The following is a 22,232-nucleotide window of genomic DNA, read 5'->3' as shown; positions in this document are numbered from 1 at the left end:
TGACGTTCGAGAAGAACTGGGCCGCCGCTCAGCAAGGGCAAGCGGCCTGATTGCCTCGGTTATGGGATTCGTGAAACAGGGGCAAGGTCAGACTATCGGATCGTCGTGCATCGTGCCACGCACTGTTGCGATCCATAGACGACCGAACAGGTAGATCAACCCGATCTGCACGAACCAGAGAAGGTGCGGAACCGTGTAACGAGCTACCGTTTCCGGGGCATTGATGAACAGACCAAATACGACCACCGCAGCAAGGGAAGCACCGATGCCAAACGGCCAAAGGACTTCGAGGTCACCTACTCGATAATCCCGACCAGCCGTTGCGCTTTTTTCACTCTGGCGCAAGAACACCAACTCGGAGCAACGTTTCACGAGCGCGAGGCTGAGAAAAGCAAACACGGAGAATGCAAGGAGCCATCGACTCACCATAATTTCCGCTGCAACTGCTCCGGCGACGATTCGGTACGTGTACAGCAATGACAGAACGACCACATCGAGTAGCACGATCGACTTCAAGCGCCAACTGTACGCGGTCGTCAGGATCAGATAGAGCGCGAACATGCCGGTAAATTCGGCCGACACCGCCAACGCCAATGCAAACGCCAATGTCAGCAGTACCGCTGCGCACGCGATGCCCTGACTGATCGACAACACCGCGCTCGCAAACGGACGATTGCACTTTCTTGGATGTCTGCGATCACTGTCCAGATCCCACAGATCGTTGCCGATGTAGGTGGCCGACGCGCCAAGCGACATTGACAAGAACGCCAGTGCGAGCACGCTGACTTTGTCGACATCAAGGAACGCAAAGGCCGTCAGCAGTGGGACGAACAGCAGCAGGTTCTTTAGCCACTGGTGAACACGCAGGGCCTTGCACCATGTGGAGAACGTTGCGCGGACATTCGTGAACTCGTGTTCGATGGGAACGTGGCTGCGAACATCGGCGGCGACATCACACGAAACGCCAGCAAGTATGGCACCTCTCGCGCCGGCCCAAATCGGCAAATCAACTTTGCTGTCACCCGCATACACGAAGTCGTCGCCGATCTGCTCGCGAATACAGGCCAGTTTCGCCTCCCCCTCGAGATTCGTGTCGCCACTGGTAGCGATGACACGATCGAACAAGCCGAGATGCGTGCTCACACGCTCGGCGATCGAACAATGTGCGGCAGTTGCAAGCACGATTTTTCGACCGCTCTCGCGTTCGCGGGTGAGGTAGTCGATGAGCGACTTCCGATATGGAATTGTTTCCGCTCGAAAATCCGCATGCTCTGCGACCTCGGCCTTGAAGGCGGCGCGGCCGCCCGCGAGCCAAAAAGGCAGGCGCAGTAGGTTTGCAGGTTTTCGCTTGACGACACGTATCACGGATTCCATCAAGGTATCCGAAGTTGTCAACGTGCCGTCAAGATCGACCACAAGTGGAAATTTTCTGGTCTCTCGCATTTCTTGTGATTCAACTTAAACGGGGTGCCATACTGCATATATTCGTCATATTTCGCCTAAAATCCCCCCCCTCAAATTATGTTTGTGCGGCGCAGCTAACGGCAAACCCACGACCATGGAGATCGCCACCTCTTCTTGATCCAACCGTCGCAGATTTCGGATTAAAAGCGCAGCCAACCTCGCAATAAACTAGGCACACTTCCGCAACTCATTCCTTGCAGAATTAACCGCCCCAATAAAATCATCAAGATTGAATTTCATTTTTACGCTTTCGGGCAGAACGTACAAATCAACCAAAAATTCAATATTCATATCATCATTTCCGTATTCCTTGTCGATAATGCACAGTCTTTGCCCCTCAAAGCTGATCTCCGCCATAAGGTGCTCGTGATCCATGTCACTAACAAAATCAATATCAAATTTCGACACGCTATTCACCCTATTTTTTGGGGTCCAAAATTCCAGAAAAAGAGCCGTCTTCATTAAATCGTATTCCTTGTCCGCTAGGCAAGCGGAATTCGACGCCTCCGCGAGAAAGTTCGGTCCGAGTTCTATTGGGATTGTTCAGAACGCTACTCACGAAATCGCTAGCCGCAGCATTCTTATCCGCAATAGAGCCTGTGAGCGGTTCAAATGTTCCTCCTGGACGGCCGGCATGCTTATCCCACGCTCTAGCTGCCGCAGATAAGCCGGACTCGTTATAGGGTTGATCCGCTGCCTTCTGATAGTCGCTTACTTTGACATCGCGAGCACCACTTCCTGAGACCTGTGCATTGTCGTCACTTCCACTGTTCAAAATTGCGTTCGGCGGTGTCCGACCCGTTGCGGTAAGTGCAGCATCAGCGGCTTGGCCTGCCGACGAATTCACCAGTACCGCTCCCGGACTCGTAGGGGGCTTACCGCCGCCCACGCCGACGACCGCACCCGCCCCCGTTGCAATACTCTGACTGATCAAGGCCGTCGGCGATTCCAACATCTTTGCTTTAGCACCTGCCTGCATCAGCCCAATGAATTGATCGATCAGCTTGTTGACCGAGTAATTGTCCATCGCCGCTAACTGATCCGCTACTGCCTTACCAACAGTGTTTTCAATCAGCTTGCGCGCCTTGTCATTGTCCTTCGCTTCGCCAGCATCATTTCCCGCATTGTAGAGATTGACGTTCGATGCGGTCGCAGCGCCTGCGCTACCGCCAACCAAAGCGCCGGCCAGCCCTGAAAGAATGTTCGCGCTAATGTTGCCAATCAGAGACGAACCCGTCGCGTTTCCAACGCTGTCGCTGAATGCTTTGGTCTGTTCAGCAAGCTTTGATGACAAACCTGCTCCCGCCGCGCCGCCGATTGCGCCGAATCCACCGCCGCCAAGGCCACCAATGAGAGCGCCGCCTCCCATTTGGAGCGCTGCACGTGAATCTCCACCTTCGCGCCAATTGTTGTAGTCCTTCAGCGCCGACACCATGCCTTCGATATCGCCGCTGTCCGATGCCGCCTGTGCGGCCTTTAGGGCGTCCGAGCGCTTCATGTCGGCATACGCACCGATGCCTTGCGACACTACCTGACCGGCCGCTTGCGCTGCATTCATCGTGTCGGCTTGCTTATCCAGCAGATTCTGCACGTCCGGGGTCTTCGATACCGTTCCGTTCAGATTCGACGTGTCGCGGTTCAGGTTCGCTACGTCCTGCGTCTGATTTGCCGGATTCGTGATATTGATCGTGCCGGCGCTTACGCCGCTACGCGTAGTCGATTGCTCATCGCCGCTGTCCGACTGCGAAATCATCGGCGTTAGGCCACCCGATCCACTGACCGAACCCGGTCCGATCGCCTTGCCAGTGTTGCCTACGCCTACGCCCGCACTAAATCCGTTGCTGTCTGCTGCGTAGTGCGAGTGATTTTCGATATCGCTGGTCGTCAACGTACCGGTCGTCAACGCGTTCTTCGACGCATCGGCCGTGCTACCGATATATGCACCCTTCAGGTCGGTATTGCCCTTGACGTTGACATTGAACCCGCCGTCGCCTGCCTGAATCCCCGCCTGTTCGTTCACGCCGGCATAATTGCCATCCGCATGGCCGTTCTGCGCACTAAAGCTTGCGCTCCCGCCGCCCATCGTGCTGACGCTGAACCCGCCGCCTGCGCTGCTTTGATGTGCCGTGCTATACGTCGTGTCTTGTACGCTCTGCACGTTCAGGTTTCCGCCCACGTCCGCCGTGACCTTGCCGCCGTTCACATTGGACCCGATCACATTCGTATCGCCGCCGCTGAGAAGCGTCACGCTATTCGCACCGGTCACGTGCGAATTGTTCTGCATCGCGGCATCACTGTTGCCGTCGCCGTGTGCGCGCGACATGGCGGCCGATACTCCGATACCGTTCGTGCCAATCGACACGCCGACGCTGGCGCTTGACGACGAATTCGAACTACGCGTCGAATCGGTGTTCGTCGTGTTCTTCAAGTCAATCTGATTCTTCGCGACCAGCAACACATCGTTGCCCGAGACATTCGAACCGGTCACCGTGATATTGCCGCTGCCCGGCGTACCGTTGCCCGTCGCAATCAGCGATGTAGTACCGCCAGCGCTGACGCTCGATCCGCGTTGCGTCGTCTGATTTTCCGACGTATCGAGTCTGCTATGACTCGATCCGACACTGACTTGAACACCGATGCTCGGCGTGCCGCCGCCCGCAAGCGCACCGCCTGTCAAACCAGCTACACCCATCGCTGCATTACCTGCCGCTGCAATCGCGTGCAGGGCCGTCGCACGACTGTCGCCAGCACCACTCTTTGCCGCCTGCGCCTGTTGATACGCACCGTTGATCGCGTCGCCGATGCTGCCCGACAAGCCAAGCGTGACGCCACTGCTACTGGTCGTCTCGCTATGAGTCTTTTTACTGGTGTCCGTTGCCGAATCGATCACGACATTCGACGCTATGCCGGTCAAATTCTTCCGGGCGATCAAGTCGCTACCTGTCACGTGCAACGTATCGCCAGCCTTGATAGTCAAATCGCCATTGAGCGAGCCCACCGTGCTCGCGTTGTTCGTGACAGAAGAAGCATGATCCGTATCTTTCTTCGTTTGCGTGCCAATACTCACGCTCAAGCCGCTGGTTCCAATACCCGAATGCGTTTCGTGATAGTAGCTGTCCTGCGTAACCGTATCCTTGGACGTGGTGATATTGACGTCGTTCGCCGCCGAGAGATTGACATCGTTCGTCCCTACCACCGTGCTACCTTGAACGGTCAGGTCACGGCCTGACTGAATGTTGACCGTATTACCCGACACGGTGCTGCCGACACCGACATTCGCCTGCGTATTCTGCATCGAATCGGTTTTCGTGCTGCTGACGAAGCTGCCGCGTTGGACCTGCACCGACTGGTACTTGTCGTGTTCCTCGCGGGCCTCGTTCACCGTGACGTTGCCCGTTGCAACGATGTTCGCCGCACCAGTACCGTTCTCAACACCGTTCGTCATGCCCGCCGTCAGCGACGAACCTGTCAGCGTGACGTTGCCTTTCGACACATCGGTGCTCGCCGCCCCGAGCGCCGCATTGCCGCCTGCCGTGAATTGCGTGCCAACAGCGTGCTCGTCGTAGTTGTGATCAACTTCCTTACGCGTCTTGCTGTCCGCCGCCACATTGTCGAGCTTCGCGGTATCCGTGACCGTCGTTGCCGTCAAATTCCCGCCTGCAAGCGCAGACAAGTCTTTTCCGGCGGATACAGTCGCGCCCTTCAGCGTCATGTCGTTGCCGCTTTGCATCCCCAAGCTGCCGCCTGCGGTGATGCCGTTCGTTACGTTCTTCGTCGTGGATTCTTCCCAATGATGCTGATCATTCAGATACATCGATTGGTTCGTCGTGGACTGAACCGTATCGACGTTGATATCCCGACCCGCCGTCACCAGTGCATCGCCGCCCGCCGACAAATTCGCGCCGTGAATGCTCAAATCGCGCGCGGCGTGAACGGACAGATCACCCGTTGCCGCAATCGTGCCTTGCTGGCCAATCAGACTCGTACTGACCTTGCTTGCGCCCGACGTGCCGGTTGCGCCAACTGTGTCGACCAACGTTGTATTGACAATATCGCGACCGGCCGACACTGCGACCCGATTGCCGGTAATCATCCCCGACGCATTCACGACATCATTGCTCGCCGAAACGACCGTCGTGCCGTTCGTGCCGCTGCTCGAAATCGCACCGCCACGATTCAAAATATCCGTCGCCGTCAGGACCGTTTTCGTTCCGCCCTTGATCACGCCGGAATTCGTTGCGCTACCCGTCGCATGAATTTCCACATCGTCCGCCGCGATCAACGCGCCAGTCGGTTGCAGGTCGTTCGCGTGTGTCTGCGCCATGTAGACGACAGGCGCCAGCACGTGCGTCGTGCTGCCGTTCGGCAACGTTACCGTCTGATCGACCAGCCATACGATATCGCTCGTCAGCGCATCCATCTGCGCGGCCGTCAGCGCCATCCCCGGCACCAGGCCGAACTCTTTTGCGTAGTTCGCCCCGTTCGTCATCAGCGCACGATATTCATCCTCGGCACTCGCGTAGCCCGGCAAGAACGTGCGCCCCGTCAGTTGCGTGATCTGATTGCGCACCATCTGCTGCTCGTACATCCCGTCACCCAAGCGCTTCTCGATACTCGCCGGATTCAGGTTCAACTGGCCGAGCATGTAGTCGCTCGAAATGAAGTTCGTATAGCTCGTCAGGCGTGGATCGGTCACGATCAGATACGGCTGGCCAGGTGCGTCGTGAATCGAATAAAGACCGCTCGTCGGCAACGTGATCGGCAGTGCGCCCGACGCATTCGCGACCGATTGCTGTGCGCCAACCGGTGTCGATGAGCCGCCTGCGGCTCCAACCGGCGTCAACTTGCCACCGGATACGCCCTCATTGGTCGAATTATTTCCAAGCGTGCCGCCGGTTGCGCCAGTCGAAGAATTCTGCGCGGCAACGTTCTGGTTGTTGACATCCTTTGCGTCGATGATCACCGACTGGTTGGCGATGATCGTGCCGCCCGTGCCGCCGATGGCAACCGGTGTATACACCTGCGAAGGCTGAACGATCGTGCCGCGATCCTGCGTCGTATCCTCGTTCCACGCGTACATCGATACGATGTTGTCGGTCTGATACTGATACAGCGTCCGCCCGACGTTGTTCACGACCGTGCCACCGTAGCTGCCTGAACCTGCACTGCCGGACACATCCGAATCGCCGATCTTGATCGACCCGCCCGCCGCAATCGAACTGTATTCGTTGTTGATCGTGCCGACGTTCTTCATCACGATGTTGTTGCCTGCCACGAGTTGCGCTTGCTGCGCCTGGCTTGCAATCTTGTCCTGCTGAACCGTGGTCGTCGTGTCGCGCCAGATTTCGACACGCTGATAGCCATTGTGGCCATCGCTACGCGTCGTGTATTCCGTATCCGGAACGTAGTTGACGTGCGGATCGTACGCATCCCAGTAGTTGACCGTCACCGTACCGTCCGCGTGGGTCGTCAGCGTGTTGTAGTAAATCGTCTGCTGCTTGCCGTTCACGTTCACGACCAATACCTTGTCGGTCGCGTTCGGTCCGGACGTTTCCGATACAACCTGCGAAGGGCTATAGGTGGAGGTGAGCGGCGTCTTGTAGCCGTTCACCCACATTGCCTGCGAGCACCCGCCGTTCGGGTCCGCATTCATCGTCGCGCACACGATGTACTTCTGACGCTTGGTTTCGTGTTTACTCGTCGTGCTCGTGGTTTCAGTGGTCACCACCGGAGCCGGACGCGTGTTCGTGAACGTACCAGCCGCGAGTTCGATACTGCCTTGTGCTTCGATCGTGGACTGATCGTTCAAGACATTTTGCGTACGGTTCGCGAGAAACCCGTCCGCGTCGCGCTGACCGTTCGCGGCGATATTGATGTCGCCAACGCTGAAGACATTCGCGCCGCCCGTGTTCGACAACTGGTTGGACGCGTACAAATTCACCCGTTCGGCTGCGGCGATCACCGCCGCTGCACCGGTATTGGTGATCGTGCTCGCATTAGCGGTCACTTCACGGCCGATGATCGTCGCGGTGTTGTTCAGCGTCGTGCTGTTGGTCGTAACCGTATCGCCTTCGATGCGACCTGCGTTATCGATCGTGCCGCCGTTGGCATTGATTGTCGTCGTGCCGGAATTCAGATCGGCGCCCGCTTGGTTCTCCACGGTCGCGGCATTCACCGTCAGCGCGCCGTTGGCATCCAGCACGCCTTGGTTCGTCAGCTTACCCGACGTGGAAAACGTGAGGTCGCCGTTTGCGTGCAGCTTGTTCGCCATGGTCTGCGTGTAGTCGCTACCGAGCGTCACCGCACCGTTTCGGCCTGCTACGATCGATCCGTCACCGCTCAACGCGCTCGCGGTCAACGTCAGGTCCTGATCGCTGCCGATAACGCCGTTCTGGTTGGCAAACGTGCCGGTCTGGATTGAAATACTGCCGCCGCTGCCTGCGTCGTTGCCGATTTTTCCGGACTTGTTGTCGATCGACGCCGTGTTCAACGACAGTGCGCCGTTTGCACGAATCGATCCGGCCTGATTCGACAACGCAGCGTTTGCCGCGCTCAGCTCGAGGTTGTTCGCGGCCGACAGCACGCCACTCGCATTATTCACGTTGTTTGTGACGTTCAAGGTCAGATCGTGGCCGGAAAGCGTCTGACCGCCTTGTGCATTCGTGAGCGTTTGGGTGGTCAGCGTAACATCGCCATTACCGCCGATCGTGCCCGCTCCCGCTTTGCCGGACGCGTTCGTGTTCGTGATCGATGCACCGCCGTCGATCGTCGTTGCACCGCTGCCGATATTCGCGATACGTCCGTCGCTGTTGTCGACGTTGCTCCCCGACAGCGCGAGCGTCGAATTCGTGCCGTTCGCTTCGATTTGCCCTGCGCTGTTGTTGATCGCGCCTTGTGCTCGCAGCGACAGATTCCCGTTCGCCTGAACAAGGCCGGCTGCATTCGTGATTGCGCCGTTCGACTGTACCGAAAGCGCTTGTCCAGCCAGCAGCGATCCGCTGGAATTGTCGACGCTGCCCGCCGACACGGAAACGGCTCCGTTGCCGCCAATCGTACCGCCCGCCGTATTCGTCAGCGCATTTGTCGTCCCAACCGACAGCGCGCTCGTGCCCACGTTTTTAAGCGAGCCGCCATCATTGGCGAGACTGTCGGCCGTCACGGAAACGCCGTTGTTCGCTTCGAGCGTGCCCGCACGGTTATCGACAGCGCCTTGAGCCTTCAGCGTAATGCTGTCCGCACCGATGTAGCCGCCCGCATGGTTATCGAGCGACTGCACATCGAGCGTCGCCTGTCGCTGCGCGGCGAGCGTACCTGCGCTATTCGATACGGCTGCAGCTTTCAGGCTCAACGCGCCATTGGTCGCGATCGTGCCGCTTTGGTTCGACAAAGCGCCGGTCGAAATCGACAGCGCACCGCTTCCGGCGTGAGTAATTTTCCCGTGGTCGTTGATCAGCGTCGCGGGCGTCAGGTTCAGGTCGGTGCTGTTGGTCTGAATAACGCCGTTGCTTGAATTATCAAGTGTGTTCGAGACGGCAACATTCATTGCGCCGGTCCCGGTTTGTGTAATGGTGCCGCCGTGGTTCGATAAATTCGTCGCCCCGAGCGACAACTGCGCTGCCTGTACCGAACCCGCATCGTTGCTCAGCGTCGCGGCATTCACGGTCGCGAACTGTCCGGCCGTGATGCTGCCCGAACCGTTCGTCAACTGCGCACCCGCTTTGATCACTGCGTTTTGCGCAGCCGACAACGTCCCGCTGCCGTTGTCGAGGGATTGCGTGTCGACATTCAGATTCGTTTGCGCACTGACCGCGCCACGGTTCACGACGCTGCCCGATTGAATCGCCACGCCGCCGTTGCCACCAATGACACCGCCTTGGGCGCCAAGTGCGGTCGTACCGGCAGCATTCGTCAGTTGCCCCGTCGTGGCAATGGACAGACCGTCCGAATTCAGCGACGTCACGCGACCTGCGCTGTTGTCCAGCGAGCTTGCCGAAATATTCATTCCGGCCGCGCTCTGGATCGTGCCCTGGTTGTTCGCGATTGCGCCGCCGCGCACCTGCATCGCACTTTCAGAAACCAGCGTGCCGCCCTGATTCGCGATTGAGCCGTTCGACTGCACGTTCAGCGGACCTTGCGCCGAGATCTTGCCGCTTTGATTCGAAATGCTGCCTGCGGTCAACGTTGCGTTGGCTTGGCTCGACAGCGTGCCGCGATCGTTGATCAACGCACCCGCTGCGTTCGCATTGAGCGCGCCCTGCGCACTCGTTGTCGCATTCGAGAGGTTCAAGTCCCCGGCGCTTGCGTTCAGCGACACGTTACCGTTCGCCCTCGTCTGGCTACCCGCGAGGCTCACGGCAGCACCTGAAATCGACGCGCTCCCGCCCGCAACGTTCTGCCCGGTCGCCGTCAATTGGCCGGTGCTCGACAGATTCAGATCGCCGCTTTTCCCGACGGAACCATCGCTATTGACACCTGCGCCCAGCATTCCCGTCGAATTGATGGTGCTCGCGTTGAGCGTCGTATTCTGTTGCGCTGCGAGCGTGCCGCTGTTCGACAACGTACCGGCTGCTGAAACGTTTGCACTCTGTTGCGCATACGTCGTGCCGCTGTTTTGAATACTATTTGCGGTTGCCGTGAGATTTCCGCTCGCAGTCGTCTTGCCCGTGAGTACGAGCTGGCCGTTGGATTGCAGCGTCAGGTCGCCCGCTTGTGCCGCGATCGTCCCGGCGTTCGCGACACCGACGCCGTTCTCGTTCGATATGAGAAAGACCCTGTTCGCGTACATGCCGCCGAGCTGGCTCACGTCGATTGCGATCGCCGGTGCCGCACCATCGCCAGAGATCGGCGTAGCCGCCAGCGTGTCGTGGTTGACTTGGTTCGCACCTGCGACGACGTTCAGATTCTTTGCGTAAATGGCTGCATTGGCCTGCACTGCACGCGAAATTAAGTCAACCTGATCGACATTCGATGCATTCAGGCCAGCACCGCTTACAGAAATCAGGCCGCGCGATACGTTGAATCCACCGAGCGAGCCGTCGGCACCGTAATACGGTGTGCCGGTCGTGAGAACGGCTTTCGACGTATTGATGAACCCGCCGCCGTCAACCTGAATACCGGCACTGTTCGACAGGATCACTTCGGCGCGATTGCCCGCGACCTCAACGTAACCTCGCAGTTGCGACGGCGCATTGCTGTTGACCTGGTTGACGATGATCCGCGCAGACTGGCCCGCACCGAAATTCGGGTTGCCGTTGATCATCCCCGCCTGTTGCGTGTTGACGATCGTCGGCGAGTTGTTCAGGATCGCGCCCGGCTTTTGTACGTCGAACTGGTTGTACGTGTTCACCGACACGCCAGCGCCTGACGGTGCGGCAATATTCACCTGCGGGATGCCGCTCTGCGTCTGAATGACATGAGTGCTCGTGCCCGGAGTCGGAGCGATTTGAGCGAAACTGAATAGCGGCACCCCAAACAGCAATGCAGCAGCCATCGCGATCGGCTGCCAAACGATCCGCAAGCGCGATAGCGCGCTCACGCCTTTGGAATTCCCGGCTGCATGCGGTGAACTACCGTTTTCCTGAACGACCATCATCGCGCCCCGCGCGCGATTGAACACAACCCGATAGCATTTCTTGTTCATTCTTCGTTGACGCGCACTGCGTTCCTGCTTGCAATCCGATTTGAATTCAGCGCCAATAGGACAGAACGTAATTCACTGTCTTGTCTTGAACGCGCTTGCAACGGATAGTCAGAACGACAGCGCCTCTCATGCGTGTCGCGATTGCGAGACGGCGCTCGCAGTGGGTCTCCTCTTATCCGCTGCGCGATCCTAGCAGAAGCAATCCCCGCACACTGTCAGAAATGATTAACGCGACACGAGGAGCATTGGCCTTCCCTGCTCCTGCAGGCGGAGATATTAAAAAATGCTGAAGAATTAATATTTTTATAATGTTTTCAGATTGTTAATTCTGAGGTGGGATGCAACTTTATTGGGATAGGTGCGACGCGGTTTTAGACACAGTGCCAATCGACCGAGCGCAGCTGAATGCTCCTGATATTGTTAGCCGAACCATTGCGAGATAAGCGGAGATCGCTCCGCGAAACTCGCTTGTCGACAATATATAAAAATCAAGATGGAAAACATGCGCTATCGAGCGCCGAAACCTGCAACGCTGGCCGCATCACTTCGACAACGTCGCCCGCACCGTATATTCGCCTTCCAGCCCGCCCTGCTCGGGCCGCACGAAATACCGCGACGAATCCAGATCGGCCGGCAGCGGCTCGACCGGATAACCGTGCTTTTCCCACGCATCGAGCCCGCCCTTCAGCGCGCGGATGTTGTGGATCATCTTCTTGCGCTGCATCTTCGCGATCAGGCGCTTCGCCGTCGCCTCGTTCGGGCACACGCAATAGACGACGATCGGCCGCTTCAACACTTCGGGGTCGAGCAGGTCCGGCGAATCGAGATCGACCGGCACCGCGCCGGCAATCCGGTACGGCTCGCGTTCGCGAATCGCCTTCGGCCGCGCGTCGAAGATCAGCGGCGGCTCGTCGGACGTCATCATTTCGACGAGCTGCGGCGGCGAGATGCGCACCTGCGCGAGATAGCGGCGGAACTGCACGCGGCGCACCCAGCGGTACAGCAGGAACGTGATGAAGATCGCGAGGAACGCGTCGAGGATCGTGCCGCCGCTCGCGCGCACCCACAGCACGAACTGGACAATCTGGTCGTGAATGGCCGCGCCGCCGATCAGCCAGAACGCCGCCCACAGCGACGCGCCGGCCAGATCCCAGAACAGGAACACACCGATGCCGATCGCGGTCGTGCCGAGCAGCGGCGCCGATACGAGGCCGAGGCCCGGCAGGAATTTCGACAGCACGAGCAGCGGCGCACCATACCTTTCGAATACGTTACGTGCGAAACGCAGCGTCGTGTCGAGCGACAGCGAGAAGCGCACGAGGCCGTTCAGCAGGCGCCGGCCACGCGTGCGGCCCATGAAGAACCACAGCGAATCGGCCAGCATCGTCGCGCCGATCGCCGCCGCGAACATGCTGACCCAGGACGCCTGCCCCATCGCCGCCATCGTGCCGCCGAGAATCAGCATCGGCACGGCCGGCACCGGCACGCCGAGCTGCGTGATCAACACGCTCGCGAACACGGCCCACGGGCCGAGCGACGATGGAATTGCGATGGGAAAGTGCCACACGGCGGCGCTCCTGGAAGACATGCGGGCCGCGCGACAGGGCCGTCGGTACGGCGGCGCAACGGCCGCCGCGGCATGTCCGCGACCAACCGGTGCATCCTGCGCATTCTAAACGGGTTTGGCCTCGGCCGCGCGGAACACGGGCCGTCCGCACGGGCTTTGCGCCCGGCGTGACGCGACCGTGACGGTCACACGTCCGGGCGCTGCGCAAGTTGCGCGACATGTTCCGCGTAGTCGGGAAACTCGGCCGCGAGCGCGGCCGCGTCCGCCAGCTCGAATTCCGAGAATTCGAACCCCGGCGCCACCGTGCAGCCAACGAGCGCGACGTGCTCCGGCGACGCGCAGCGCGCGCCGAACCAGCTGCCGGCCGGCACGACCGCCTGGAACACGGTGCCCGGATGCGTGAGCGGGTTGCCGAGCCGGTGGATCGTCAGCCCGTCGCGCGCGTCGAGCACCCACACTTCGATCGGATCGCCTGCGTAGAAATGCCAGACCTCGTCGGAGCGGATGCGATGCCACGACGAATACGCGCCGTCGCACAGCAGGTAGTAGATCGCGGTCGACGCGGCACGTGGCGCGCCGTCGGCCGGACGCGCGACCGAATCGGTCGCGCGGTAGGTTTCACGGAAATAGCCGCCTTCGGGATGCGGCTGCAGGTCGAACTGGCGAATCAGGTCGGTCGCGGAAATCGGCATGGCGGATGACGTCGGTAAGGGTGAAAACCGGCATCCGGCGGGGTTGCACGACCCTCATTCTTGCGATCGCGTGCCGCCGGATGTCCCTGCGTCGATCGCCGCGGCCATGCGCGCGGCGAACAAGCGGACACCGGCCGATGCTGCCAGAACTGCGTGCCGGGAGGCAACCGCCGACGTGCAATCGCGCACCGTCGAACGTACCGGTGGCACGGCGCAGTACGCCGATCACGCCCATGTGCGGTCAAGCACGCGGCGCCCTGCGGCCCGCCAATGCGCGGGGCAGGCAGCGTCGACCGCCGCACCGCGTCGCTTATGCGGCCGCCGGCGTCCCGCCCTCGGCGTGCCGCACCAGCAGCACGGGCCGGTCGGCCGCGCGCAGCAACGATTCCGCTACGCTGCCGAGCAACAGCCTGCGCAGGCCGTGCCGCCCGCTGGTGCCCATCACGACCAGATCGGCGTCGGCTTCGGCCGCCGTGCGCATCAGCACCGTCGCGATGTCCTCGCCGTACGCGTCGAGCGCGCGCACCGTGCCCCGCACATGCTGCTGCGCGAGCGCGGCTTTCGCGTCGTCGAGCACCGGCGTCGCGGCATCGTTCGCGGCGACGTCGCCGTCGCGCTCGGCTGCGAAGCCGGCGTCGACGTCGACGAGCTGCGGCCGATGTTCGACGACGTACGCACACGTCACTTCGCCGCCGGACGCGGCTGCGATCCGGATCGCCTCGTTCAGCGCGAGACGCGCGCTCGGGCTGCCATCGAGCCCAACGAAAATCCGCTTGTACATGGTCCGTCCCTCCGACCGGGCGTGCGTCGCGCGTTGCGCAACCACGGCCCGTTACCGCGAGCCGGCCCGGCGCCGGCTTGCCTGCCGAACAGTCTGCCCCACGTGCCGACGCGTGCGTTGACGCGCGTCAAGCGTGCCCGGCGCGCCTGCTGCTGCCCGCCGTTTGCCGCAATTTCAACTGCCCCCATTACAAAAAACGTGTAAAACGCGCACAATTTCGTCCTGAAAATCGTCGTTGCACGCAGCCGGTGCGAGTTTCCCCCCGGTTTTGCCGCGCTGCCCGCGTGCCCCGGGCAGCCCGAACAACAGAATGGCCATCGAATGACCGTCAGTGGAACCCCGACGCGGGACGCCCGAGAGCCGACGCGCCTCGAGATCATGTTACGCCAGCCGCTCGCGGCCGGCGTCGTTGCGCTGTGCGCGGGCGCCGTGCTGTCGCTCGGCGTCGCGCTGCTCGTGCGCGAGCAGTGGCAAACCGCCGTTCATACGCGTTTCGAACGCCGGACCACGCACGTGACCGCGATGCTGCGGCATGAACTACAGGCCGGTGTCGCCGTGCTCGAAGGTGCGCGCGGCGCGTTCGGCCTCGTCCCGGACATGACGCCCGGCCAATGGCGCCGGTATGCGGAGACGCTCGATCTCGACAGCGGCCGCTCGCCGGTCCGGCAGATCGGCTATGCGCCGCTGACGCGCGCGGCCCGCGGCGCGCTGGCCGGCGCGAAGCCGCTGCCGGCCGATCCGCTCGCGGCAGCGACGCTCAGCGCGCCGGTGTCGAACTCGCCGGTCGTGCGCTTCGGTGCGTCCGACGCGGCGCCGCTCACGCGCGCGCTGCGGACCGGCGATATCGCGCTCGGCGTCCACCCGGCCGACGACGACGCGTCCCGCGACGCCCGCACCCTGACGCTGTTCCTGCCCGTGACGAGCTCGCCGTTGGCCGCCGCCACGCCGTCCGGCACGCGGGAAGCCGGCGTCGACGGGATGCTGTTCGCGGCGCTGAGCCCGCGGCGCCTGGTCGAGCGTGCGCTCGACGCGGAACGCGGGATCGATCTGTGGATGACCGCCAGCGGCGATTCGCGCGCGATCGTCAGCGTCGAGACGACGACCGACGAAGCATCGGCGTCGCCCGACCTGATGCGGCGCACCGATGTGCTGAATTTCGGCGGCACCGCGCTGACGCTCGCCTATTCCGCGGACGGCCGGCCGAGCGCGACCGGCGCGCAGCGTGCGGCCGGCACCGTGCTCGCCGCCGGGCTGATCGCGTCGTTCGGGTTCGCGGCGCTCGTCCATGCGCTGCTGCGCGGCCGCGCCGATGCGGGCGCGAGCAGTCGCGGCAGCCTCAACGAAGCGCGGATGATGGGCATCATCCGGTCGTCGATGGAAGCGATCATCACGATCGACGAGAAGCAGACGGTCGTGATCTTCAATCCGATGGCCGAGCAGGTGTTCGGCGTGTCCGCAATGGAGGCGATCGGCGCGCCGCTGTCGCGCTTCATTCCCGAACGGTTCCGCGCCGCACATGCGAAGCACGTCGACCAGTTCGGCGTGACGGGCGTGTCCGAGCGGCAGATGGGCCGCCAGCGCGTGCTGTTCGGGCTGCGCGCCAACGGCGAGGAATTCCCGATCGAAGCATCGATCTCGCAGATCCGCGACGCGTCGGGCAAGCTGTATACGGTGATGCTGCGCGACATCACCGAGCGGCTGCGGGCCGAGAACGCGCTGAAGCAATCGCGCGAGGAATTGCGCGAACTGTCGGCGAACCTGCAGAACGTGCGCGAAGAGGAAAAGACCCGCATCGCGCGCGAGCTGCACGACGACCTCGGGCAGCAGCTCACCGCGCTGAAGATGGATCTGTCGGTCGTCGAACAGCAACTGCGCATGCCCGGCCGCGCGCAGCCCGACGCAGGCCTGCAGACGCATCTGCAAGGCATGCGGCGGCTGATCGACGCGACGGTCGCGTCAGTGCGGCGCATCGCGGCCGACCTGCGGCCGGTAATGCTCGACGACCTCGGCCTCGTGCCCGCGATCGAATGGCTCGCGAACGATTTCACGAACCGCTACGGGATCGATGTCGAGCGCCACATCGAAACGGGCGGCCTCACGTTCACCAGCACGGGCGCGACCACGCTGTTCCGGATCGTCCAGGAAGCGCTGACGAACGTCGCGCGCCATGCGGATGCGACGCGCGTGGCGTTGCGGCTCGACATCGAGGAAGGCTTTTGCGTGCTGCGCGTCGCGGACAACGGCCGCGGCGCGGCGCCCGGCGGGCCGGCCCACGAGGACAAATCGTTCGGCCTGATCGGCATTCGCGAACGCGCACACATGCTGGGCGGCACCGTGACCATCGATACCGCGCTCGCGCGCGGTTTCTCGATTACCGTCTCGTTTCCGCTCGGCACCGTTCAACAGGACACGCTCATCACATGATCAAGGTGCTCATCGCCGACGACCATACGCTCGTACGCGACGGTCTGCGGCACATCCTCCAGAACGCCACCGGATTCGAGGTGGCCGGCGAAGCCTTCGACGGCCCGTCGACGATCGCGCTGGTGCGGGCGACGCCTGCGCAGGTACTCGTGCTCGACTTGTCGATGCCGGGCCGCAACGGCGTCGAACTGATCAAGCAGATCAAGGACGAGAAGCCCGCGCTGCGCGTGCTCGTGCTGACGATGCACGCGGAGCAGCAATACGCGGTGCGTGCGTTCCGCGCGGGCGCGTCCGGCTATCTGACGAAGGAAAGCGCGAGCGCGGAGCTGGTCGGCGCGGTCACGAAAGTGGCGTCGGGGGGCGTCTACGTGAGCCTCGCGATGGCCGAGCAGTTCGCGCAGAGCCTGAACGAGCCGGCCGAAACGCTGCCGCACCAGCGGCTGTCCGACCGCGAATTCGACGTGTTCCGGCGGATCGCCGCCGGCCAGACGCTGACCGAGATCGCGAACGCGTTGTGCGTGAGCGCGAAGACGGTCAGCACCTACAAGACCCGGATCCTGGAAAAGATGCAGATGCCGCACGAAGCGGCGCTCGTGCGTTACGCGATGCGGCACAAGCTGCTCGACGAAACGGACGACGTGTAACGGACGACGTGTAACGGACGACGTGTAGCGGACGACGTGTAACGGACGACGTCTGGCCGGCGTGGTGCGGGCCTCGGCAGGCCCGCGCATGACGCGTTACTTCGCGGGCACCGGGCACGCGAGGTCGCCTTCCTCGCAGGACAGATAGCCTTTCAGCGTTTCGGTGCGCACTTTGGTCAGATCGTCGAGGCAGGTCGATACGACCATCGGGTATGCACTGCCGCCCTCGGCATTTGCACTCGAGAAATGGCATTCGGCGTCGCGGTACGCGATCCACGCGCGCTGCGCGTCCACGAGCTTGTCGGCGAGCGGCCGCGCGCCGCGCAGGCGCGCGGTGACGGCCTGGTAGATCCGGTTCAGTTCCCCGTCGGATTTCTTGTACGCGCGATCGGCACACGCCGTCATCGTCGCCTGATCCGTCGCGTCCGCACAATTCGCCTGCGCATGGGCGACGCTCGCCACCAGCGCCAGCGAGCCCAGCAGACCGGTCAAGACACGCATGGATGCTCCTTTGTTGTTCGTTGAAGTGTGGAACCCGGCGCCTTGTTGCGCCCCGTGTGCATGGGCCGCGCCACCGCGGCGACATCGACCGCGATGCTAGCGCACGCGCGGCGGATTGTCAGCGGGTGCCGGGGTGACGCCCGAGACGCGATTTCGCCGGTTGTCGTGTTTTCCTGACGGCGAAAGCATCCGATCGCTGCGCATCATTGAGAAAGCCCGCACTCGGAACTGAACCGAGTGCGGGCTTTCTCGACAAACCTTCAGCCACGGTCCCCAAGGGCCGCGACACAACGGCCGACTTAGTGGCCGAAATACACCGACGAGCGGTCGCTGACGGCCGGCACGACCGCGCGCTGGCCCGACTGCGACGTCGCGATCGGGTTCGAACCGTAACCGGTTGCGTCGGCTTGCGCGCCCGTGTTCTGCGCGGCGGCGATCTTGGCCTGGGCGGCCTGGATGTTTTCCGGATAGTTGATCCAGTCGTTCGGGTTGTACCCGGCCTTTTCGAGCTGGACCAGCTCGGCGCGCACTTGCGCGCGCGTCAGCGGCTGTTGGTTCGATTGGGCGAACGAGACGACCGGTGCAGCCACGAGGGCGGCCAGTGCAACTGCCTTGATCAGCGATTTCATGATGCGTTACCTCCAGGATTGTTTTGTCAGGCGCTTCGGACTCGGGGTCGTTGCGCATGAGTAGAAGTCTAGGAGTCGCCGCTATCAGGGTAAATACTTAAATCGCAAATTCACTGTTGACCGAAACCGTACAATCGCGCGGGAATAACGTGATTCATCAGACGATTATCGACGCTCGCACACCGAATGCCACTCTTCGGCATCCGGCACGCTCGGCAGCGCGTCAGCGCGGGCGATCGGTATCCACCGACGCCATCTGCCTGTCGAACAGCAACGCCTTGAGGCGCACGCGATCGTCGGCATCGATGTCGCCGAACGCCGCATGATGCAACGTCAGCGCTGGGGCCGCCGGGTCGGCATGCACGGCCCGCACCGTGCCGTCGAGCGCCAGTTGCTCGACGCGGCCGCCGGTTTCGTACGGAAGCAGCACGCGCAACGGCTCGCCGGTGGCCGCGAGCGGCCGGTCGACGGCGATCGACAAGCCGCTCAGGCTGATGTCGTGCACCATTCCGATGCCTTCCGCCCCCTGCGCCGCGCCGCTGCAGCGGGCGGCGATGCGCACCGGCACGCGCGGCTCCGCGCGCGCGCGCAGCCGGTCGACGAAGCCGGGCGGCGACAGGATCATGAACGGCGCGGCGCCTGACGCCTGCACCGATTCGACCGTCGCGCCGAAACGGAACACCGCGGCAGCGCCGATCGCCACCGCTTCAACGTCGTCGCCGCGTGCGAACTCGAGCACGGCGGCGGGTAGCGGTTCGACGAACAGCGCGCCCGACGCACCGACACCGATCAGCCGGCAGCGTTGCAGCGCACGCGTCGTGCCGACCCGGCGGCGAATGCCGATCGCGGCGCCCGCCGACAAGCCCATGCGCGTGGCGGGCGCGCCCGCCGCCCCGGGCACGCTCGGCTCGATGCCGCTGCCCTCGCGTCGGCGTACGGGGTGGAAATGGTCGAACAGGAACGCATGCTGCGCGGCATCCTGCAGCGTCGTGCCGGCCGGCAGCAGCGCGGCACCGTCGGCGTCGTAGAGGTCGAAGCCGAGCGGGACGCCGGCGGAAAGATCGTCGCGCGTGAGCGCGACGTAGTCGGTGGAAAGCCGCATCGGAGAAGCGCGGAGCGACCGCGCGAGCTATCGTGACAACTTGATTACGGCAGCATCGCGCGGAATCTGAACGGCTTCGTTACTGCGACGCACCCGTGGCATCGGGCGACGCCGGGACCGGCACCGGCACCGGCACCGGCACTGGCGGTGGCGGAGCCGGCACGGCCGACGGGGCGGCGCCGACGCCGGTGCTGCTTCCGCTCGTGATACTGGCGCCTGCCGGCGGCTGCGCAGGCTGCGATGCGCTCGCCGACAGCGCCGCAGCCGACGCGGCCACTTCGGACGCCGGCACCCATTCCTCGACGATGCCGCCGGACGCGGCATCCGGCGCCGATGCAGCCGAAGCCGCCGACGCCGCCTCTTCGTCGGTCTCGGCCGGACGCTCGATACGCTGTGTCCTGACCGGCGTGGGCGCCTTCTTCGCCTCGGGAGGGAACCACGTGTCGAACAGGTCGGTCACGCGCTCGCGCAGCGATCCGAACCAGCCCGGCGACGGCTCGGTATCGAATTTCGCCTTCGTATCGACGATCCGGGCGCGCTGCGCGCGCTGGAAGAAATCGCCGACGATCGGCAGCGCGCTGTGCGCGCCCTGCCCCCAGTAATCGCTGCGCAGCGTCACGCGGCCGTCGTCGAACCCGACCCACGCGCCGGCGACGAGGCCCGGCTGCATCAGGATGAACCAGCCGTCCGCGTTGTCCTGCGTCGTGCCGGTCTTGCCGGCCACGTCGCCGCGGATCCCGAAGCGGGTGCGGATGCTGCCGCCCGTGCCGCGCGTCACGACGTCGCGCATCACGTCGAGCAGCGTCTTGTCGGTTTCGGCATCGAGCGCACGCTCGGGCGGCGCCGGTGCGTATTCGGCGAGCACCTCGCCCTGGCGGTTCTCGATGCGCGTGACCATCTGCGGCTCGACGTACAGCCCGCCGTTCGCGATCGTCGCGTACGACGCGACCATTTCCTTCAGCGTGACCGGGCTCGTGCCAAGCGCGAGCGACGGCACGCGTTCGAGCGGGCTTTCGCGCACGCCCATGTCGCGCGCGAGCCGCGCGACGGCGCCCGGCCCGACCTTCTCCATCACTTGCGCGGTGATCCGGTTGCGCGACAGCGCGACGGCGTCGCGCAGCGTCATCGGCTTGCCCGTAGGCGGCGCGTCATCGTTCGGTCGCCAGATCTCGCCGCCCTTCAGCGGAATCTCGACCGGCTGGTCGATGAACGTGTCCTCCGGCTTCATCCCGCTCGCGAACGCGGCGCCATAGACGAACGGCTTGAACGTCGAGCCCGGCTGGCGCCGCGCCTGCGCGACGTGGTCGAACGGCTCGCGCGTGAAGTCGCGGCTGCCGACCCACGCGCGGATCTGCCCGTCGCGCGGATCGATCGCGAGGAAGCCGGCCTGCACGTCGGTCTTCGCCTTGCACAGCGCATGCAGGAAGCCGCGGTCGGCCGCGAGCAGCTTCATCGCCGCCGCGTCGTCCTTGCCGGCGTCCTGCGCGGCCTTGTACTCGGGCGATTCGCGCATGAAGGTGCGGAACACCTCGTTGTCGGTGCCGCAGCCGTCGCGGCCGCTCCACGCGTTGTTCGCGATGCCCTGCAACTGATTGCCCTGCAGCGTGAGCGCCTGCGTCGCCATCTGCTGGAGCCGCGAGTCGATCGTCGTGCGCACGATCAGCCCGTCCGAGTAGATGTTGTAGTCGTTGCGGTCGGCCCACGCGATCAGCCACTTGCGCAACTGCTGCGCGAAATGCGGCGCCGGCCCGGGCGGCTCCTTCTGGCGCTCGAAGTCGATGCGCAGCGGCCGGCGCTGCAGCTGCGCGAACTGCGCCGGCGACAGCTTGCCGTACTTCACCATCTGGCCGAGCACCGTGTTGCGCCGTTGCAGCGCGCGCTCGGGGTTCAGCACCGGGTTGTAGTAGCTGTTGCCCTTCAGCATCCCGACGAGTGTCGCGCTGTCGAGCACGTCGAGTTCGTCGGCCGACTTGTCGAAATAGGTGCGCGCGGCCATCTCGACGCCGTACGCGTTGTACAGGAACGGCACCGTGTTCAGGTAGGTCTCGAGGATCTGGTCCTTGCTGTAGACGGCCTCGATCTTCAGCGCGGTGATCGCCTCCTTCACCTTGCGCGTGAGCGTCGGCGCGCGGCCGATCTCGTCCGGGTACAGGTTGCGCGCGAGCTGCTGCGTGATCGTCGAGCCGCCCTGGCGGCTGCCCGAGAACGTATGGAGCGCGGCCGACGCCGTGCGCTTCCAGTCGAGGCCGTGGTGTTCGTAGAAGCGATGATCCTCGGTCGCGATCAGCGCGTCGACCATGTGCGGCGAGATCTGCTTGAGCGACACCCATTCGCGGTTCGACGGCTTGAATTCGGCCAGCAGCTTGCCGTCGGCGGACAGCACCTGCGCGGGCTGGTCGACGCGCGCCTTGCGGATGTCGCCGATGCCCGGCGTGAACGGGATCAGCGCGACCACGTACGCGGCGAACAGTGCCGGCACGGCGGCGGCGGCGAGCAGCGCGCCACGGCGCGTCGGGTGGCGGACATGGCGCCACGCGGTGGCGGCGAGAGGCTTGACCCGCGCGACGGCGGCGGCCGCGACGGGTTGGGCGCGCGCGACCCATCTGGCACAGAAGGCACGCACTGACGGCACGTTTCGGCGATTCACGCGGGTGGGGCTCGGCTGAAAAGGCTGCATCGTACCAAACTCGCGCGGCCGTCCGACCCGCGGCGGCCTTGGGCTGGCACACGCGGTGCGGTGTTACGCCGGCGCTCACGCAAAAAAAGGCGCGTGTCCGGCAATCGGAGC

12 protein-coding genes are annotated in these 22,232 nt (G+C 63.2%); 2 read left to right on the top strand and 10 right to left on the bottom strand.

What is annotated here, in order from left to right:
• Nucleotides 1–87 precede the first annotated feature (87 nt).
• The 6 genes from HWX76_RS32615 to HWX76_RS32590 all read right to left on the bottom strand — a co-directional run bounded on the left by HWX76_RS32615 (nucleotide 88) and on the right by HWX76_RS32590 (nucleotide 14,144).
• Nucleotides 88–1,443 carry a UbiA family prenyltransferase gene (locus tag HWX76_RS32615; RefSeq protein WP_244138053.1) on the bottom strand — a complete coding sequence of 452 codons (1,356 nt, stop codon included), beginning with the start codon at nucleotides 1,441–1,443 and terminating at the stop codon, nucleotides 88–90.
• Between the two features lie 189 nt (nucleotides 1,444–1,632).
• Nucleotides 1,633–1,926 (bottom strand): hypothetical protein, encoded by a 294-nt coding sequence (locus HWX76_RS32610; RefSeq protein WP_244138052.1) that lies wholly within the window; start codon nucleotides 1,924–1,926, stop codon nucleotides 1,633–1,635.
• Complete coding sequence (locus HWX76_RS32605) at nucleotides 1,883–11,104, bottom strand: hemagglutinin repeat-containing protein (RefSeq protein ID WP_244138051.1); 9,222 nt, start codon at nucleotides 11,102–11,104, stop codon at nucleotides 1,883–1,885. Before HWX76_RS32605 ends, HWX76_RS32610 begins: the two co-directional genes overlap by 44 nt.
• A 541-nt stretch (nucleotides 11,105–11,645) precedes the next feature.
• Nucleotides 11,646–12,671, bottom strand: a complete 1,026-nt coding sequence (locus HWX76_RS32600) for a DedA family protein/thiosulfate sulfurtransferase GlpE (protein WP_050011042.1) — start codon at nucleotides 12,669–12,671, stop codon at nucleotides 11,646–11,648.
• A 185-nt stretch (nucleotides 12,672–12,856) separates the two neighbouring features.
• Entirely contained in the window at nucleotides 12,857–13,363 is a 507-nt protein-coding gene (locus HWX76_RS32595; protein WP_176016896.1) for a cupin domain-containing protein, read from the bottom strand.
• A 310-nt stretch (nucleotides 13,364–13,673) separates the two neighbouring features.
• Nucleotides 13,674–14,144 (bottom strand): universal stress protein, encoded by a 471-nt coding sequence (locus HWX76_RS32590; RefSeq protein ID WP_176016895.1) that lies wholly within the window; start codon nucleotides 14,142–14,144, stop codon nucleotides 13,674–13,676.
• Between the two features lie 321 nt (nucleotides 14,145–14,465).
• Between HWX76_RS32590 and HWX76_RS32585 the strand changes: the two genes are divergently transcribed.
• Together HWX76_RS32585 and HWX76_RS32580 are read left to right on the top strand one after the other, a co-directional pair.
• Nucleotides 14,466–16,568, top strand: coding sequence for a PAS domain S-box protein (locus HWX76_RS32585; RefSeq protein ID WP_124630245.1), 2,103 nt, complete (start codon nucleotides 14,466–14,468; stop codon nucleotides 16,566–16,568).
• Nucleotides 16,565–17,212, top strand: coding sequence for a response regulator transcription factor (locus tag HWX76_RS32580; protein WP_006479054.1), 648 nt, complete (start codon nucleotides 16,565–16,567; stop codon nucleotides 17,210–17,212). The genes HWX76_RS32585 and HWX76_RS32580 overlap by 4 nt, the downstream gene beginning before the upstream one ends.
• Before the next feature lie 96 nt (nucleotides 17,213–17,308).
• Here the strand turns inward: HWX76_RS32580 and HWX76_RS32575 are convergent, their stop codons facing one another.
• The 4 genes from HWX76_RS32575 to HWX76_RS32560 form a co-directional block, all read right to left on the bottom strand.
• Nucleotides 17,309–17,713 (bottom strand): lysozyme inhibitor LprI family protein, encoded by a 405-nt coding sequence (locus HWX76_RS32575; RefSeq protein WP_050011038.1) that lies wholly within the window; start codon nucleotides 17,711–17,713, stop codon nucleotides 17,309–17,311.
• A 299-nt stretch (nucleotides 17,714–18,012) separates the two neighbouring features.
• Nucleotides 18,013–18,342, bottom strand: a complete 330-nt coding sequence (locus HWX76_RS32570; protein WP_050011037.1) for a DUF4148 domain-containing protein — start codon at nucleotides 18,340–18,342, stop codon at nucleotides 18,013–18,015.
• Nucleotides 18,343–18,565: 223 nt separating this feature from the next.
• On the bottom strand, nucleotides 18,566–19,444 hold the full coding sequence (locus HWX76_RS32565) for a PilZ domain-containing protein (RefSeq protein WP_089489361.1): 879 nt from the start codon (nucleotides 19,442–19,444) through the stop codon (nucleotides 18,566–18,568).
• 79 nt (nucleotides 19,445–19,523) lie between these two features.
• Nucleotides 19,524–22,121: a transglycosylase domain-containing protein gene (locus HWX76_RS32560; protein WP_176016894.1), complete on the bottom strand. Its 2,598-nt coding sequence runs from the start codon at nucleotides 22,119–22,121 to the stop codon at nucleotides 19,524–19,526.
• Between the last annotated feature and the right edge of the window lie 111 nt (nucleotides 22,122–22,232).

This window comes from Burkholderia sp. BCC0398 (genome assembly GCF_902833245.1).
GTDB classification, from domain to species: Bacteria; Pseudomonadota; Gammaproteobacteria; order Burkholderiales; family Burkholderiaceae; genus Burkholderia; species Burkholderia sola.
This window is presented reverse-complemented; position numbering and strand designations above follow the sequence as displayed.

Coding starts and splice junctions, on each gene's coding strand:
- HWX76_RS32615 (WP_244138053.1), bottom strand. CDS start 1,443: ATGCGAGAGACCAGAAAATTTCCACTTGTGGTCGATCTTGACGGCACG.
- HWX76_RS32610 (WP_244138052.1), bottom strand. CDS start 1,926: ATGAAGACGGCTCTTTTTCTGGAATTTTGGACCCCAAAAAATAGGGTG.
- HWX76_RS32605 (WP_244138051.1), bottom strand. CDS start 11,104: ATGAACAAGAAATGCTATCGGGTTGTGTTCAATCGCGCGCGGGGCGCG.
- HWX76_RS32595 (WP_176016896.1), bottom strand. CDS start 13,363: ATGCCGATTTCCGCGACCGACCTGATTCGCCAGTTCGACCTGCAGCCG.
- HWX76_RS32590 (WP_176016895.1), bottom strand. CDS start 14,144: ATGTACAAGCGGATTTTCGTTGGGCTCGATGGCAGCCCGAGCGCGCGT.
- HWX76_RS32585 (WP_124630245.1), top strand. CDS start 14,466: ATGACCGTCAGTGGAACCCCGACGCGGGACGCCCGAGAGCCGACGCGC.
- HWX76_RS32580 (WP_006479054.1), top strand. CDS start 16,565: ATGATCAAGGTGCTCATCGCCGACGACCATACGCTCGTACGCGACGGT.
- HWX76_RS32575 (WP_050011038.1), bottom strand. CDS start 17,713: ATGCGTGTCTTGACCGGTCTGCTGGGCTCGCTGGCGCTGGTGGCGAGC.
- HWX76_RS32570 (WP_050011037.1), bottom strand. CDS start 18,342: ATGAAATCGCTGATCAAGGCAGTTGCACTGGCCGCCCTCGTGGCTGCA.
- HWX76_RS32565 (WP_089489361.1), bottom strand. CDS start 19,444: ATGCGGCTTTCCACCGACTACGTCGCGCTCACGCGCGACGATCTTTCC.
- HWX76_RS32560 (WP_176016894.1), bottom strand. CDS start 22,121: ATGCAGCCTTTTCAGCCGAGCCCCACCCGCGTGAATCGCCGAAACGTG.